Origin of the sequence: Micromonospora sp. D93 (assembly GCF_018070365.1) — a bacterium.
GTDB classification, from domain to species: Bacteria; Actinomycetota; Actinomycetes; order Mycobacteriales; family Micromonosporaceae; genus Micromonospora; species Micromonospora ureilytica.
On record NZ_JAGPXW010000006.1, the window covers coordinates 216,195 to 230,440 of the forward strand.

Annotated in this window: 16 protein-coding genes; 6 read left to right on the forward strand and 10 right to left on the reverse strand. The window is 72.7% G+C overall.

Annotated features, from left to right (window positions below; genetic code table 11):
• Nucleotides 1-4 precede the first annotated feature (4 nt).
• Genes ispF through KBX71_RS10275 form a run of 3 tightly spaced genes read right to left on the reverse strand, consistent with a single transcriptional unit; the run spans nucleotide 5 to nucleotide 1,739 of the window.
• Nucleotides 5-490 carry a 2-C-methyl-D-erythritol 2,4-cyclodiphosphate synthase gene (gene ispF, locus KBX71_RS10265; protein WP_210817816.1) on the reverse strand — a complete coding sequence of 162 codons (486 nt, stop codon included), beginning with the start codon at nucleotides 488-490 and terminating at the stop codon, nucleotides 5-7.
• Between the two features lie 13 nt (nucleotides 491-503).
• Nucleotides 504-1,199, reverse strand: a complete 696-nt coding sequence (ispD, locus tag KBX71_RS10270; RefSeq protein ID WP_210817724.1) for a 2-C-methyl-D-erythritol 4-phosphate cytidylyltransferase — start codon at nucleotides 1,197-1,199, stop codon at nucleotides 504-506.
• 54 nt (nucleotides 1,200-1,253) lie between these two features.
• Nucleotides 1,254-1,739: a CarD family transcriptional regulator gene (locus KBX71_RS10275; RefSeq protein WP_196929198.1), complete on the reverse strand. Its 486-nt coding sequence runs from the start codon at nucleotides 1,737-1,739 to the stop codon at nucleotides 1,254-1,256.
• 329 nt (nucleotides 1,740-2,068) lie between these two features.
• Between KBX71_RS10275 and KBX71_RS10280 the strand changes: the two genes are divergently transcribed.
• Entirely contained in the window at nucleotides 2,069-2,761 is a 693-nt protein-coding gene (locus KBX71_RS10280) for a hypothetical protein (protein WP_210817725.1), read from the forward strand.
• A 9-nt stretch (nucleotides 2,762-2,770) separates the two neighbouring features.
• Here the strand turns inward: KBX71_RS10280 and KBX71_RS10285 are convergent, their stop codons facing one another.
• The 4 genes from KBX71_RS10285 to KBX71_RS10300 all read right to left on the reverse strand — a co-directional run bounded on the left by KBX71_RS10285 (nucleotide 2,771) and on the right by KBX71_RS10300 (nucleotide 6,571).
• Entirely contained in the window at nucleotides 2,771-3,421 is a 651-nt protein-coding gene (locus KBX71_RS10285; RefSeq protein ID WP_210817726.1) for a hypothetical protein, read from the reverse strand.
• A 24-nt stretch (nucleotides 3,422-3,445) separates the two neighbouring features.
• On the reverse strand, nucleotides 3,446-4,495 hold the full coding sequence (locus KBX71_RS10290; RefSeq protein WP_210817727.1) for a type III polyketide synthase: 1,050 nt from the start codon (nucleotides 4,493-4,495) through the stop codon (nucleotides 3,446-3,448).
• 94 nt (nucleotides 4,496-4,589) lie between these two features.
• Entirely contained in the window at nucleotides 4,590-5,756 is a 1,167-nt protein-coding gene (locus tag KBX71_RS10295) for an acyl-CoA dehydrogenase family protein (protein ID WP_124818984.1), read from the reverse strand.
• Nucleotides 5,757-5,797: 41 nt separating this feature from the next.
• A complete protein-coding gene (locus tag KBX71_RS10300; protein ID WP_210817728.1) occupies nucleotides 5,798-6,571 on the reverse strand; it encodes a bifunctional 2-polyprenyl-6-hydroxyphenol methylase/3-demethylubiquinol 3-O-methyltransferase UbiG in 774 nt (257 codons plus the stop codon).
• 46 nt (nucleotides 6,572-6,617) lie between these two features.
• Here KBX71_RS10300 and KBX71_RS10305 point away from each other — a divergent pair, with 46 nt between their 5' ends.
• The 4 genes from KBX71_RS10305 (at nucleotide 6,618) to disA (ending at nucleotide 11,236) form a co-directional block, all read left to right on the forward strand.
• Nucleotides 6,618-7,457 carry a UbiA family prenyltransferase gene (locus tag KBX71_RS10305; protein ID WP_374102592.1) on the forward strand — a complete coding sequence of 280 codons (840 nt, stop codon included), beginning with the start codon at nucleotides 6,618-6,620 and terminating at the stop codon, nucleotides 7,455-7,457.
• A gap of 140 nt (nucleotides 7,458-7,597) precedes the next feature.
• Nucleotides 7,598-8,377 (forward strand): hypothetical protein, encoded by a 780-nt coding sequence (locus tag KBX71_RS10310; RefSeq protein ID WP_210817730.1) that lies wholly within the window; start codon nucleotides 7,598-7,600, stop codon nucleotides 8,375-8,377.
• An 85-nt stretch (nucleotides 8,378-8,462) separates the two neighbouring features.
• A complete protein-coding gene (gene radA, locus KBX71_RS10315; RefSeq protein ID WP_210817731.1) occupies nucleotides 8,463-9,920 on the forward strand; it encodes a DNA repair protein RadA in 1,458 nt (485 codons plus the stop codon).
• A 131-nt stretch (nucleotides 9,921-10,051) separates the two neighbouring features.
• Nucleotides 10,052-11,236, forward strand: coding sequence for a DNA integrity scanning diadenylate cyclase DisA (gene disA, locus KBX71_RS10320; RefSeq protein ID WP_030327921.1), 1,185 nt, complete (start codon nucleotides 10,052-10,054; stop codon nucleotides 11,234-11,236).
• A gap of 6 nt (nucleotides 11,237-11,242) precedes the next feature.
• On the opposite strand, the gene KBX71_RS10325 is transcribed toward disA, so the two are convergent.
• The 3 genes from KBX71_RS10325 to KBX71_RS10335 all read right to left on the reverse strand — a co-directional run bounded on the left by KBX71_RS10325 (nucleotide 11,243) and on the right by KBX71_RS10335 (nucleotide 13,153).
• On the reverse strand, nucleotides 11,243-11,953 hold the full coding sequence (locus KBX71_RS10325) for a hypothetical protein (RefSeq protein WP_210817732.1): 711 nt from the start codon (nucleotides 11,951-11,953) through the stop codon (nucleotides 11,243-11,245).
• Nucleotides 11,954-12,071: 118 nt separating this feature from the next.
• Nucleotides 12,072-12,644 (reverse strand): peptide deformylase, encoded by a 573-nt coding sequence (locus KBX71_RS10330; RefSeq protein WP_210817733.1) that lies wholly within the window; start codon nucleotides 12,642-12,644, stop codon nucleotides 12,072-12,074.
• A complete protein-coding gene (locus KBX71_RS10335; protein ID WP_210817734.1) occupies nucleotides 12,641-13,153 on the reverse strand; it encodes a glycine cleavage system protein R in 513 nt (170 codons plus the stop codon). The genes KBX71_RS10330 and KBX71_RS10335 overlap by 4 nt, the downstream gene beginning before the upstream one ends.
• Nucleotides 13,154-13,249: 96 nt before the next feature.
• On the opposite strand from KBX71_RS10335, the gene KBX71_RS10340 reads away from it, so the two are divergent.
• Nucleotides 13,250-14,161, forward strand: coding sequence for an A/G-specific adenine glycosylase (locus KBX71_RS10340; protein ID WP_210817735.1), 912 nt, complete (start codon nucleotides 13,250-13,252; stop codon nucleotides 14,159-14,161).
• Nucleotides 14,162-14,246 lie beyond the last annotated feature (85 nt).

Here is a 14,246-nt window from a genome sequence, read left to right on the forward strand (position 1 = left end):
GAGCTTAGGCGGCCGGCGCGTCGTACACCAGGGCCACAGCGACCCCGGCCAACCCTTCCTCACGGCCTGCGAAGCCGAGCCCGTCGGTGGTCGCCGCCGAGACCGTGACCGGGGCGCCGACCGCGGCGGACAGGACCTCCTGCGCCTCCGCACGGCGCCGGCCGATCTTGGGGCGGTTGCCGATGACCTGCACGGACACGTTGCCGATCTCCAGGCCGGCGGCCCCCCCCCCGCGGGCCCGCTCGGGCAGCAACGCCACCCCGGACGCGCCCTCCCACACCCGCTGGCCCCCCCCGAAGGCGGAACCGAGATCACCGAGGCCGGCGGCGGAGAGCAGCGCGTTGCAGGCGGCGTGGGCCGCCACATCGGCGTCCGAGTGCCCGGCGAGGCCGTCCTGCTCGGGCCAGAGCAGCCCGGCCACCCAGCAGGGCCGGCCCGGCTCGAACGCGTGCACGTCGGTGCCGATGGCCACCCGGGGAACGATCATGATCAGAGGGTACGCGTCAACCGGACGCGGCAAGCAGATGCTCCGCCAGAGCCAGGTCGAACGGGCGGGTGATTTTCAGCGCGTACTCCGAGCCGGGCACGCAGCTCACCGCGACACCCTGCTTCTCGACCAGCCCGGCGTCGTCGGTGAGAGAGTCACCGGCGGCGGCGTGTGCGGCGCTGAGCACGGTGCGCCGGAAACCCTGCGGGGTCTGCACCGCGCGCAGGGCGGAACGGTCGACGGTGCCGAGCACCACCTCGTCGGCACCGACTTCCTTGATCGTGTCGACGACCGGCAGCACCGGGATCACCGCGTCGAGCCCGCCACGCACCGCCGCCGCCACGGATTCGACCAGCTCGGGCGGGGTGAGCGCCCGGGCGGCATCGTGCACCAGGACGATCGTCGGGCCGGTGGGCACCGCGGCCAGTGCGGCGGCGACCGACGCCTGCCGTTCCGCACCGCCGGGCACCACGATCACCCGCGCGATCGGGGCCAACAGCTCACGGACGGCCTGCACCTCGGCGGCCGGCGCGGCCACCACGATGGTGTGCACGGAGGGCGCGGCTGCCAGTCGACGCACGGCGTGCACCAACAGTGGCTCACCGGCGAGCAGGCGCAGCGCCTTGGGTCGGCCGGGGCCGAGCCGTACGCCGGCACCCGCCGCAGGCACGAGGACCGCGACGTCACCGCGCGGATTTAGCTGCGCGGTCACGTCGCGGTCCTGTGGTTTCTTCGCTACTTCGTGGGTACGACGATGCTCTGCGGACTAGGCCTCGGTGAGGACCTTGTCGAGCAGCGTCTCCGCCTCGTCCTTGGTGCTCTTTTCCGCCAGCGCGACCTCGCCGACGAGAATGTCGCGGGCCTTGGCGAGCATCCGCTTCTCGCCCGCAGAGAGGCCCCGCTCCCGCTCCCGGCGCCACAGGTCGCGAACGACCTCGGCGACCTTCAGCGGGTTGCCGGAAGCCAGCTTTTCCAGGTTGGCCTTGTAACGCCGCGACCAGTTGGTCGGCTCCTCGGTGTGCGGAGCCCGGAGAACGTCGAAGACCAGGCCGAGGCCCTCTTCGCCGACCACCTCGCGCACGCCCACGATCTCGGCATTCTCGGCGGGCACCCGGACCGTCAGGTCACCCTGCGCGACCCTCAGGACGAGGTATTGCTTAGGCTCGCCCTTGATGACCCGAGTCTCGATTGCCTCGATGAGTGCGGCCCCGTGGTGGGGGTAAACAACGGTCTCGCCGACACTGAAAACCATAGGTTCGAAACCCCTTTCGCTGTGTCTAGGGTAACACGCTCAGGCACCGATGTCTCACCGATGTCCTGACCGTTGGCGCAGCTCAGGGGCCCTGTGAGAGGTCTTGCTTCAGCTTGACAGGCGGTCAAACCGATGGTTCGAACACGCTCCGTAACGCGCAAATGACTGCCCGGTACGGGTGAACAGAACGTCGAGATCAAGGGCTATGCGCTCCTCCCATGGTAGCCCGGCCAGCAGGACTGCGCCCAGATGTAGCGGGAGGAGCCCCTGGTGCGCGACCCTGGAGGCACGAGCCGCACTCCGCTCTCGAGACGCTTCCAGGGGGTCCGATGGGCAAGCCGGACGCAGAGGGTCACGGGCCAGCCGACGGCCTGCCCGGCCTCCCGCCCGAATGGGGACGCGTGGTGGTTCCCGACGACGCCTCCGCACTGGCCGCCGAGGCCGCCCAGATCCGCCGTGAGCTGCGCCGGGCCAGCGGCCTCCCGGGCGGTCCCCGGGCCCTGGGCCTGCCACTGCTGGTCCTACTGGTGGCCGTCCTCACCACGCTGGCCGGCCTGCTGGTGGTCACCTGGCCTCGAGCCAACCGCGGCACCGACCGTCCGACCCCGGCCCCCTACGCGCCACCCGCGACGCTCGCCGGTCGGGCGCTGCCCGCACTGGACCTGGTCGACGCGGACGACGAGCCCGTGCCACTGCGCGGCCTACTACCCGCCATGATCATCCTGCTGGACGGCTGCCCCTGCCCGGACCGGGTCAGCGATGCCCTGGCGGCCGCACCCGCTGGTGTCGCCGTGGTCACCGTCACCGGAGGGCGGACGGGCCCGGGTGGGCCGACCACCCAGCGGCAGGCTCACGCCCTCGCCGACCCCGCCGGAGGACTGCGCTCGTTCCTGGGCCAACCGGCCCGCCCCGGCGCCGCGGCCGCCCTGCTGGTCGACCGTGCCGGCATCGTGACCCGGGTACTGCCCGACCTGGGCACGATCGAGTCCTACCGGGGCGACCTGAGCAACCTCGCCGCCTGAGCGGCAGTGCTAGCGAGGGGGCAGGGCGACGAGCTGCGCCTGGATGTCGATGGGCCGGTCGACGGCCGACAGCGACACCCGGAACGGCCCGGGACCCGGCAGCACCTCGGCATGGGCGATCGCGCCGTCGCAGTCGATGCGCACCGGACCGTTGATCTTGGCTCCGTCGGTCGTAACCGCCATCGTGCCGGGGCGGGTGCACTGGTACTGGAGCAGGTAGCGCGCACCGTCGTTGCCGGCCTGCCGGGTCACTTCCTGGCCAGCAGCGAGGTCCCGCTGCTCCCGCCAGATCGTCTCCTGGAACACGGGCAGGTCACCCGCGGAGAAGAGCACCCGAGGATCGCCCTCGATGTCGCTGATCGAGCCCGTCTCCGGGTCGATCACCAACCGCGGGCCGCTATGCACACGCAGGACCTCGCCGGTGTTGGGGTCCATCCGCACCGTCAGCCGCTCATCAGGCTCCTCAGCCGCGAGGAGACGTTCCATTGGGGTGCTGACGCTCGGCCCGACCGATGGCACGGCCGCCGCCGAAGGGACAGCCGCTCCTGCCGTCGACGCCGGCGCGGCGGCACGCCACCACCAGCCGCCGACGACCAGAACGGCCGCCACAGCACCAAACAGCACCACCGAGCGCAGCCGGTCGTCCGCCGTCGCATCCACCCCCCGAGCGTACCGGCCGGAGGCTCAGTCCTGTCGATCCAGCAGGGCTGCGTACAGGGTGAGACCGGGGCCGAAGGCCAGCATGACGATGCGCCGAGCCGCCGGTGTCGCCCGGCCCAACCGGTCCAGGATCAGCAGCACGGTCGGCGACGAGCAGTTGCCGTGCTCGTCGAGCGTCGCGCGGGACGCCGCCAACCCCTGCGGAGGCAGCGCCAGCTCCCGCTCGACCACGTTGAGGATCCGCGGCCCACCCGGGTGCACCGCCCAACCGTCCACCTCGGAGCTGGCGACGCCGTGCCGGGCCAACAGGTCGTCGACCAGCCTGCGGACGTGCCTCGACAGCACCTGCGGCACCTTCGACGACAGCCCCATCCGGAACCCCGCGTCGGTGACGTCCCAGGTCATGTGATCGGCGGTCGAGGTGTCGGTGACGGCGGTGACCTCGCGCACCGCGTACCCCGGGCCGCCCGGCACGACCACGGCGGCGACCGCGGCGTCCGAGAAGAGCGCGTGGGAGACGATCTGCTGGGTGTCCACCCGGGCGCTGGACGGCTGGATGTGCAGGCTGGTCAGCTCCGCGCAGAGCAGTAGCGCCGGACGCCCCCGGGCCGTGACGAAGTCACTCGCCGCGCCGAGCCCCGGCAGGGCCGCATAACAACCCATGTGGCCGATGAACATCCGCTGGGTGTCCGCGGCCATGCCCAGGTCCCGAGCGAGCAGGATGTCCAGCCCCGGGGTGGCGTACCCCGTGCAGGAGCAGACGATGAACATCCCGATGTCGCCGGCGCTCAGCCCGGCCGCGGTCAACGCGCGACCCACCGCCTCCTTGCCCAGCGGCAGCGCCTCCACCTGGTAGCGGCGCATCCGACGCTCGGTCGGCCAGTCCGAGACGTCCTCCAGCAGCGGGTTGACCGCGGCCTGCCGCCGGGTCACCCCCGAGTTGGCGAAGATTCGCTCGGCCAACGCTCGGGTGGTGCCGGTGAAGTGCCGGGAGAAGAAGCCCTCCCACAACTCGTCCTGCGAAGCGGACGGCGGCTGCGCTGTCCCGAGCCCCGCGATCACTGGTACGGACACGATCCCCACCTCTCGTCAGATGCTGTCCTCCCCCTGGCCGTCCCACCAACCACCTCGGCTGGTCGTTCCTCCGTGCGAGCCCGGTGCGGCGGGCTCACCAACGTGGCGCCGATCCGTCACGATCCGGGTCGCCGCCCAGCGCGGCGATGCCCAACCAGTCGGCGCAGACATCCGACGTGGCCGGGTGCAGTGAGCCGCAGCGGGCGTCGCGGTAGAGCCGCTCCAGCGGATGACCACGGCGGGTCGCCGAGGTGCCCGCCGCCTCCAGCACCGACGCCGCCACCTCGGCGGCCGTGGTGCCGGCGAGCAGCTTCGCCCGCCACACCCAGCGGTTGGTCTCCTCGTCACCGGGCGCCTCGTCCACCCGGCGGGCTGCCTCCGCCACCACCAGCTGTGCGGCGGCCGTCGCCGCGTCCGCCCGCCCCAGTCGAGCCCGCACCGCCGGCAGACCGGCCAGGTTACGGGCGTTGAGGTGCTCGGCCGCCGCGTCGATCGCCGCGCGGGCGACCCCCACGTAGACGGCCGCGTAGCTGGCCACCAGCCAGTGCGGCATCAGCTGGGCGACCACCAGCGCCAGCCCCTCCACCCCCCCGAGCAGCCGGTCGGCGGGCACGCTGACGTCCAGGTGCAGGTCGTGGGAGGAGGTGGCGCGCATGCCGAGCGAGTCCCAGGTCGGCTCCACGGTCACCCCATCACCGGCCGCCACCAGGAACTGTGACACCACCGACTGGTCGACCGCGCTACGCGCCGCCACCAGGTAGCCGTCCGCGTGCCCGGCGCCGGAGCAGAAGGTCTTGCTGCCCTTGAGGTGCCAGCCCCCGTCGGTCGCCTCGTACGCCGTGGTCAGCTGCGACAAGCGCGCGCCCGAGCCACGCTCGCTCATCGCGACCGAATACCAGGAGCCCTGCGCCGCCGCGCTGAGCAGCCGGTCGCGGGCGGCCAGCGCCTCGTCCGGTACGCCCAGCGCCTCGGCCAACTCCTCGGTGACCGCGCCCAGCGCGCCGGTAACCGAGGCGTGCATGTTGAACACCAGGGCGGTCGCGCCGTTACCCCGGGCAAGCTCGGTGGCCACCGCTGTGTACTCGGCGAAGGTGGCTCCCAGGCCGCCGAGCGCCCGGGGCACCATCAGCCCGAACAGGCCGGCCTCTCGCAGGTCGGCGAAGTCGTCCACGGGGAAGGAACCGTCCCGGTCGTGCTCCGCCGCCCGCGCCGCGAATCGTGGCGCCAACCGGCGTGCTGCCTCAAGCGCGTGCACAGTCATCTCGCCCCCTCCTTGGCGTTCCATACCCCGCCCCGGCCCGACTATCCTTTGCGGACCCCCCGGCCCTGGTAGAGCACGGCGGTGGACCCGGTCGGCACGATGCGCGGCGCGCGGCCGGCGGGCACCGCGCCGGCCGTTCGGCTCGCGCGGGCACGGCGCAGCAGCCAGGCGAGCATGCCGCCGACCTGCGGACGGATGCCCCGCAGCCGCAGGTCGACACCGTGCCGGGCGCACTCCGCCACCAGTGTCCGCGCGTCCACGAACAACAGTGGATCGTGGATGCCGCGCGGGACCGTCGGCAGCCGCTCGGCGATCCGGACCGCGACCAGCCGGGCCAGCGCCGTGTCGTTCAGGGTGTCCAGCACCAGCAACCCGCCCGGGCGTAGCAGCCGACAGGCCTCGGCCACCGCGCGCGGCCAGGCCGGCACGTGCTCCAGCAACTCGCCCGCGGAGACCACATCGGCGCAGCCGTCGGGCAGCGGGACGGCTGTGGCATCACCCTGGACCACGCGCACCCCGTGGTCGGCCGCCTGAACGAGCGCCGAGCGCGTCAGGTCCACCCCCACGTGGCGGTAGCCCTTCCCGGCGAGGTGCGGCGCGAGCAGGCCGGCACCGCAGCCCAGGTCGACGAGCAACGCGTCCGGACGGGTGGCCGGCGGCACCAGCGCCGCACGGGCCTCCGCCAGCCAGTGCAACATCGCGAACGCCCCATCCGGCCGCCACCACTCACCGGCCAGATCGTCGTACTGACGCGGATCGTTTCGCGGCAACACCCTCGGACCGGTGGCCGCCCCGGCCGCAGCCACGTCTCGCATGGAACCGAGCGTGGCACGACTGCTCGGTAACGACCAGACTTCCCTTATGTCGTCGAGGGTGTTAGGGCTGGTCAGAGCGAGCCATCCGGAACCGGGCGCAGCGGTGACCACGGTGGCCGGTCTGCTGGCGTGGGGAGTGGGCCACCGGCCGGCCGGAATCGTCTCGGTGGTGCTCGCCGTGCTGGCCAGCCAACTCGCCGTCGGCTGGACCAACGACGCGCTGGACGCCGAGCGGGACGCCACTGTGGGGCGTACCGACAAACCGGTCGCCAGTGGCGCGGTCGGTCGAGGCGCCACCGCCTGGGCCGCCGCGGTGGCCGCGGTGGCCTGCCCCCTGCTGGCGCTGACCACGAACCCGGCGGCGGCGTTCTGGCTGACGCTCGCCCTGGTCTCCGCCCTGCTCTACGACTGGCCGCTCAAGGCCACCGCGTTCTCCGTGCTGCCCTACGCCGTGTCGTTCGGCGCGCTGCCCGCCTTCGTGGTGCTGGCACTGCCCGGTCAGCCGACCCCGCCGGTCTGGCTGGTGGCGGCGGCGGCCTGCCTGGGTGCCGGCGCGCACTTCGCCAACGTGCTGCCCGACCTGGCCGACGACGCCCGCACCGGCGTGCGCGGCCTGCCCCACCGGCTGGGCGCCGCCGGCAGCCGGGTGGCCGCGGCGGGTCTCCTCCTCGCGGCGACCGCGGCCCTGGTCCTCGGACCACCCGGGCCGCCGTCAGCCATCGGCTGGGCGGCGGTCGGCACGGCCGCCGTGGTGCCGCCACTGAGCTGGTACGCCGGGCGCTCGGCGATCCGGGCCGGCCGGCGGCCGGTGGCGGCCTTCCGCGCGGTGATGCTGGTGGCCCTCATCGACGTGGTTCTGCTGGTGGCGAGCGGTCGGGTGGTGTGAACGCCACCCGGGCAGGTGGCATTGCCGGGTCCGCGTGCGGACCTCGATCAGCCCCAACTACCCTGGAGCGCGGTCTGCGCGGGTATGGCCACCGTGCCCGGCGTACGGCCCGGGTGGGGATTGTGACGAGGAGGACCGACGTGACGCGCTCGATCAGGGGATCCCGGCGGGCGGCCCTGTTGCTGTCCGGGATTGCGGCGGCCAGCCTGCTGGCTTCCGGATGCGGCACCGGTCAGATCGCCGAGACCGCGTTGAAGGAGCCGTCGGTCCAGGGCGTCAACCTCACGACCAACAACGGTTCGTTCTCCGTGCGGGGCCTGCTCGTGGACTTCCCGGGCACCGAGGGCTACAAGGCCGGCCAGGACGCGGGGCTCGGCGCCGTGATCTACAACGACTCGAAGGAGACGGTGACTGTCACCGTCACCACCGAGAGCGCGCGCGAGGTCGTGATCAGCGGCGGCTCGGCGAGCCCGTCGCCGTCCGCCTCGGAGTCCGCCTCCATGAGCCCGTCGCCGTCCGGTTCGGCCAGCCCGTCGAACTCGACGTCCGGTTCGCCGAGCCCGTCGGTGACGCCCTCCGAGACCGGGTCGTCCTCGGCCACCCCGTCCGCCCCGGAGTCGGCGCGGGCGTCCGGTTCGGCCAGCCCCTCCGCCCCGGGCCAGCCGGCGCGTATCGAGCTGGCGCCGTTGAGTTACATCCAGTTCAACTCCGAGGCCACCACGCAGCTCCGGCTGATCGGCCTGACCGAGGCGCTGCGCTCCGGCCAGAACGTCGTCGTGACCTTCGACTTCGGCAACGGCAACACGGTCACCGGCCAGGCCCCGGTCGCGGTGCCGCTCACCCCGGCGGCCCCTCCGTCGCCGATCATCGAGCGCGAGGGCGGCTACGAGGGCGACGAGGGCGGCACGACCCACGGGTGACCCGACCCGCACATCGACAAACACCCCGGCGTGGTGACCACCACGCCGGGGTGTTTTCGTCGTACGCGAGGGCTAGCGTCCTGATGTGACCACCTCCCGATCGACCCCTCCGCGTGGCGGCACGGCCGGTGCCGCTCGTGGTCGGTCCGCCGCCCGCGAGCCGCGTCCCGCCTACCAGTGCGACGCCTGCGGGCACCAGCCGCCCAAGTGGGTGGGGCGCTGCCCCGAGTGCGGCGAGTGGGGAGCGGTGGTCGAGCACACCGTCACCGGTCCGACCGTCTCCGGTCGGGTGGTCAGCTCCCGGATGCCGTCCGAGCCGGCCCGACCGATCGCCACCATCAGCGCCGCCCCGGCCCGCGCCGTGCCCACCGGGGTGAGCGAGCTCGACCGGGTGCTCGGCGGCGGCCTGGTCCCCGGTGCCGTGGTGCTGCTCGCCGGCGAGCCCGGTGTCGGCAAGTCGACCCTCCTGCTCGATGTGGCGCAGCATTGGGCGGTCGGTGCCGGCAGCCCCTCGCTTGTGGTCAGCGGCGAAGAATCGGTCAGTCAGGTGCGCCTGCGCGCCGAGCGGATGGGCACCCTGCACGAGCAGCTCTACCTCGCTGCGGAGAGCGACCTGGCCTCGGTGCTCGGTCACCTCGACGCGGTCAAGCCGGGCCTGTTGGTGCTCGACTCGGTGCAGACCATCTCGACCACCGGCACCGAGGGGGTGCCCGGTGGGGTGACCCAGGTCCGCGCGGTCACCGCCGCGCTGGTCTCGGTCGCCAAGGAGCGAGGCATCGCGACAGTGCTGGTCGGGCACGTCACGAAGGACGGCCAGGTGGCCGGGCCTCGGGTGCTGGAGCACCTGGTCGACGTGGTGTTGCACTTCGAGGGCGACAAGCACTCGTCGCTGCGCCTGGTGCGCGGCGTGAAGAACAGGTTCGGCGCGGCCGACGAGGTCGGCTGCTTCGAGATGCACGAGGGCGGCATCAGCAGCCTGGCCGACCCGTCCGGGCTGTTCCTGACCCGCTACGCGGAGCCGGTCCCGGGCACCTGCGTGACAGTGGCCATGGAGGGGCGGCGGGCCCTGGTCACCGAGGTGCAGGCTCTGATCGGCGCGACAGTGGCGGGCTCTCCCCGACGCACCGTCTCCGGCCTCGACTCGGCGCGACTGGCGATGGTGCTCGCGGTGCTGCAACGGCGCACCGAGCGGCTGACCCTGCACGACCGGGAGGTCTTCGCCGCCACCGTGGGCGGGATCCGGGTGGTGGAGCCGGCCGCCGACCTGGCGGTGGCCCTGGCGGTCGCCTCCGGCGGGCTCAACCTGGCGATCGCGCCGCACCTGGTGGCGATCGGTGAGGTGGGGCTGACCGGCGAGGTGCGTCGGGTCGGGGCGGTGCCGCGTCGGCTGGCCGAGGCGGCCCGACTCGGCTTCAAGGTGGCCCTGGTGCCCCCCGGCTGCGGCCCGGCCAGCACCGGCGCCGGCCCCGAGCAGATGCGGGTGACCGAGGTCACCGACGTCCGTTCGGCGCTCCACCATGCGGCCCGTGCGTCCGCCGAGTGACCCACCGTGCCGACGAGGGCGGCGAAACCGGACAGCGCGTCGCAAGCGGGAAACGGGGAAGAGGGCGGCATCGTGACACATCACAGTAACCACGACAGCACCCACCGCACGGCAGTCCGTAGACTGTGCCCGTGCCGATCGACCGCGATACCACCAAGCCAGCCGGCGCGCCGCCCCAGGCCCGCACCGGCGCCGTGGGCTCGCCCGCCCGCCCGATCAGCGTGAGCGTGACTGCGGGAGCCGCCGGGAGTGCCGGAGATCCGCTGCGGGCGAATCTCGCCCTGATGGCCCCGGGCACCGCCTTGCGCGACGGTCTGGAGCGCATTCTGCGGGGTCGCACGGGTGCGCTCATCGTGCTCGGCTACGACAAGGTGGTCGAGGGCCTGTGCACCGGCGGCTTCCCGTTGGACGTGGAGTTCTCCGCGACCCGGGTGCGTGAGCTGTGCAAGATGGACGGCGCTGTGGTGCTCTCCAGCGACGGCACCAGGATCGTCCGGGCGGCCGTGCACCTGATGCCCGACCCGTCCATCCCGACCGAGGAGTCCGGCACCCGGCACCGCACCGCCGAGCGGGTGGCCCGCCAGACCGGCTATCCGGTCATTTCGGTCAGCCAGTCCATGCGGATCATCAGCCTCTACGTCAACGGCCAACGGCACGTGCTCGACGACTCGGCGGCTATCCTCTCCCGCGCCAACCAGGCGCTCGCCACCCTGGAGCGCTACAAGCTCCGGCTCGACGAGGTCTCCGGCACGCTCTCCGCCCTGGAGATCGAGGATCTGGTCACCGTGCGGGACGCGGTGGCCGTGGTGCAGCGACTGGAGATGGTTCGCCGCATCGCCGACGAGATCGCCGGTTACGTGGTGGAGCTGGGCACCGACGGCCGCCTACTCGCCCTGCAACTCGACGAGCTGATGGCCGGCGTGGACGCCGACCGGACCCTGGTCATCCGGGACTACCTCCCCGTCGGCCGCAAGTCGCGCACCCTCGACGAGGCTCTCGTCGAGCTGGACCTGCTCGGTGCCACCGAGCTGATCGACCTGGTGTCGGTGGCCAAGGCGATCGGCTACCCGGCCGCGTCCGACGCCTTGGACGCCGCGGTCAGTCCGCGCGGCTTCCGACTGCTGGCCAAGGTGCCCCGGCTACCGGTGGCGGTGGTCGACCGCCTGGTGCTGCACTTCGGCAGCCTCCAGCGTCTGCTCGGCGCGACGGTGGAGGACCTGCAGGCCGTCGAAGGGGTCGGTGACGCCCGTGCCCGCGGCGTTCGCGAGGGGCTGTCCCGGCTCGCCGAGGCATCCATCCTGGAACGCTACGTCTGACCGGGCTCAGCCGGTGACGGTCAGCTTCACCGGGTCGCTGAGCTTCGTGCCGACCCGAGCGAACACCTGGTACGACCCGACCGGCGGGAACGGCCCGCCGGCCAACGCGCCGTCGCAGCGGCTGGTGTCGCGCCCGTTCCACGGCACCTCGTAGGAACGCTCGAAGTTCGGCGTGAAGGTCTGCACGTCCGAGCCCGTGACCTTGCCGCAGGTGTCCGACGACCAGACCTTCTCGGCACCGGCCTTGATGAAGATCTCCTGAAGATCGGCGCCGACGTTGCGGCTGCACGTCCGATCCGACGTGTTCTTGATCTTCAGTTGCAGCTGGGCCACCGTGCCTCGCTGCACCGAGGTCGGAGTCGCCGACGAGACCACGCTGATCTCCTCGTTGGTGCAGGTGCCGTCGTCCTCCGAACCGGCCGCCGCACCCAGCGGCGGTGTGTTGCTGGTGATCGCCGGGCTCGGGGTCGTCGCACCCGCATCAGCGGACGCCGACGGAGCCCCGGTCTGCGGTGTCAACACCGGCCCGACGGGACCGGACGTCCCGGAAGACGTCGTCGACGGAGAACTCCCCGCCTTCGGCTCCTGACCACCGGAACGATCCGAACCGGTGCAGGAGTAGAGGAGGACAATCAGGAACAGAAACCCCGCTCCGAGTACGACGACGCGACGCCGCCAGTACACGGCGGGTGGCAGGGGGCCGACCGTCAGACGCATGATGCCCTCCACCGTAGCCGCGCCGTACCGGGCAGTGCGGCGCGACGCGCCGGAGCCACTTCGGGGCGCTCGCCACACCCTCCACTGAGGACGGACGACACACCGGCCGAGCAGCCGATCACAGGTAGACCTTGCGCTGGTAGACCGCGTGCGCACCGGCCACCCGGTCCAGGAAGAGTAGCCCCGCACAGTGGTCGATCTCGTGCTGCAACGCCCGAGCCTCGAAGCCGTCGGTCACCAGCCGGACCGGCGCGCCACTGCCTGGCAGCTCACCCTCCACCACCAGCCGGCTGGCCCGCTTCACGTCCCCGGTCAGGTCCGGCACCGACATGCAGCCCTCCCGGCCCGGCTTCCACCGCGTCGCCTCGACCACCCGCGCGTTGCACAGCACGAAGGTGCCGTGCACAGTCACCGCCTTCGGATGCCCGGTCACATCAACGGCGAAGACCCGAGCGCCCGCCCCGACCTGCGGCGCGGCCAGCCCGACACAGCCCGGCGAGACCCTCATCGTGGCTATCAGGTCGGCCGCGAGCTGGACCGTCTCCTTCGCCGTGGGATCGACCTCGTCAGCCGCCTGACTCAACACCGGGTTCGGGGCGGACACCACCACCCGCACCTCGCCCGGCACGTCCAGCGACTCCGGTGTCCAGTCCCCCAGACCGACGTCCGGGCCGCGCTCCTCGCCGGTCACAACAGATCCGGGTCCGCCGGCCGGAGCGTGACCTCCACGCCCAGCTCGGCAGCCGTCCGGTGCAGCCGGTCGACCAGAGTGTCCGCCACCCCGGCCGGCAACTCGACCTCCGCCAGGACCACGTAGAGCGCACCGGTCAACCGGGTACTCAGGTCGGTGACGTTCCCCCCGGCGTCCACCAGCACCCGCGTCATCGCCGCGACGATCCCCATCCGGTCCGAACCGTGCACCGCCATCACGTACGGCTCACCCACCGGAGGCACATCGCCGTCCGGGGTGACCGCGCGTACCGTCGCCAGCAGCTGACCCTCGGCGGCCAGCGGCGCCAGTGCGGCCTCGACCTCGGCGGCGGCCGGACCGGTGCAGATGAGGGTCATCGCGAAATGCCCCCGCAGCCGCGTCATCGTGCTGTCGGTGAGGTTCGCGCCAAGTCGGGCCAGCACCTCCGCGACGTCGGCCACGATGCCCGGCCGGTCCCGACCGATGACGGTGATCGCGAGCTCGTTCATCCGCGCATTCTCCCCCGTCCGCCGAACGACGACGCAGCACCCCGCCCGAGCCGCCCACCCAACGGGAACGCCCGGCGTGACATCATCGACGACGCCATGACTCAACCCGACTTCGCCACAGTGGTCAGCCAGTGGTTCCAACAGCACGCCCGTGACCTGCCGTGGCGCGAGCCCGGGGTCACCCCGTGGGCCATCCTGGTCAGCGAGGTCATGCTCCAGCAGACACCCGTGGTCCGGGTGGTGCCGGCCTGGCAGGCATGGCTGGCCCGCTGGCCGGAGCCTGCCGCACTGGCGGCGGACACCCCCGCCGAGGCGATCCGGATGTGGGGACGCCTCGGCTACCCCCGTCGGGCGGTCCGGCTACGCGAATGCGCGGTCGCGATCGTCGACCGACACGGCGGCCAGGTGCCGGACCGGCTGGAGCAACTGCTGGCACTGCCCGGCGTCGGCACCTACACGGCGCGGGCGGTGGCCGCCTTCGCGTACGGGCAGCGGCACCCGGTGGTCGACACCAACGTACGCCGGGTCGTGTCCCGGGCGGTGGCCGGCGAACCGGACGCCGGGCCCGTCACCCGACCAGCCGACCTGGTCGCCACCGAAGAGTTGCTCCCGACGGAACCGGCCTCGGCGGCGCTGGCCAGTGCCGCGTTCATGGAACTGGGCGCGGTGATCTGCACAGCCCGGTCACCGCGCTGCACCGCCTGCCCCGTCGAGTCGGTCTGCGCCTGGCGGGCCTCCGGCCAGGAGGCACCCGCCGGGCCCACCCGCCGACCCCAGCGGTACGCGGGCACCGACCGACAGGTACGCGGCCTGCTGCTCGGAGTGCTCCGGGACAGCACCGGGCCGGTCCCGCACCAGCGACTGGACCAGGTCTGGACCGACGACGTGCAACGCGCCCGCGCCCTCGCCGGCCTCGTGCAGGACGGGCTGGTCGAACCCGCCGGCGTCGACTCCTTCCGCCTGGTCGGTGACGGCCCGTCCCTCCCCACCGCCGACCTCACCACCTGACCCGCCCGCACGCCCGCACACCCCGCACGCCCGTGCGCCCGTGCGCATGTCACCCCAAGATCGTGCTCGATCCTGGATGTAGTGG

Excerpts from the sequence above, each read along its gene's own strand:
- KBX71_RS10305 (WP_374102592.1), top strand. The coding sequence starts at position 6,618 with ATGTCGTCGAGGGTGTTAGGGCTGGTCAGAGCGAGCCATCCGGAACCG.
- KBX71_RS10325 (WP_210817732.1), bottom strand. The coding sequence starts at position 11,953 with ATGCGTCTGACGGTCGGCCCCCTGCCACCCGCCGTGTACTGGCGGCGT.
- KBX71_RS10335 (WP_210817734.1), bottom strand. The coding sequence starts at position 13,153 with ATGAACGAGCTCGCGATCACCGTCATCGGTCGGGACCGGCCGGGCATC.
- KBX71_RS10280 (WP_210817725.1), top strand. The coding sequence starts at position 2,069 with ATGGGCAAGCCGGACGCAGAGGGTCACGGGCCAGCCGACGGCCTGCCC.
- KBX71_RS10340 (WP_210817735.1), top strand. The coding sequence starts at position 13,250 with ATGACTCAACCCGACTTCGCCACAGTGGTCAGCCAGTGGTTCCAACAG.
- KBX71_RS10295 (WP_124818984.1), bottom strand. The coding sequence starts at position 5,756 with ATGACTGTGCACGCGCTTGAGGCAGCACGCCGGTTGGCGCCACGATTC.
- KBX71_RS10300 (WP_210817728.1), bottom strand. The coding sequence starts at position 6,571 with ATGCGAGACGTGGCTGCGGCCGGGGCGGCCACCGGTCCGAGGGTGTTG.
- KBX71_RS10275 (WP_196929198.1), bottom strand. The coding sequence starts at position 1,739 with ATGGTTTTCAGTGTCGGCGAGACCGTTGTTTACCCCCACCACGGGGCC.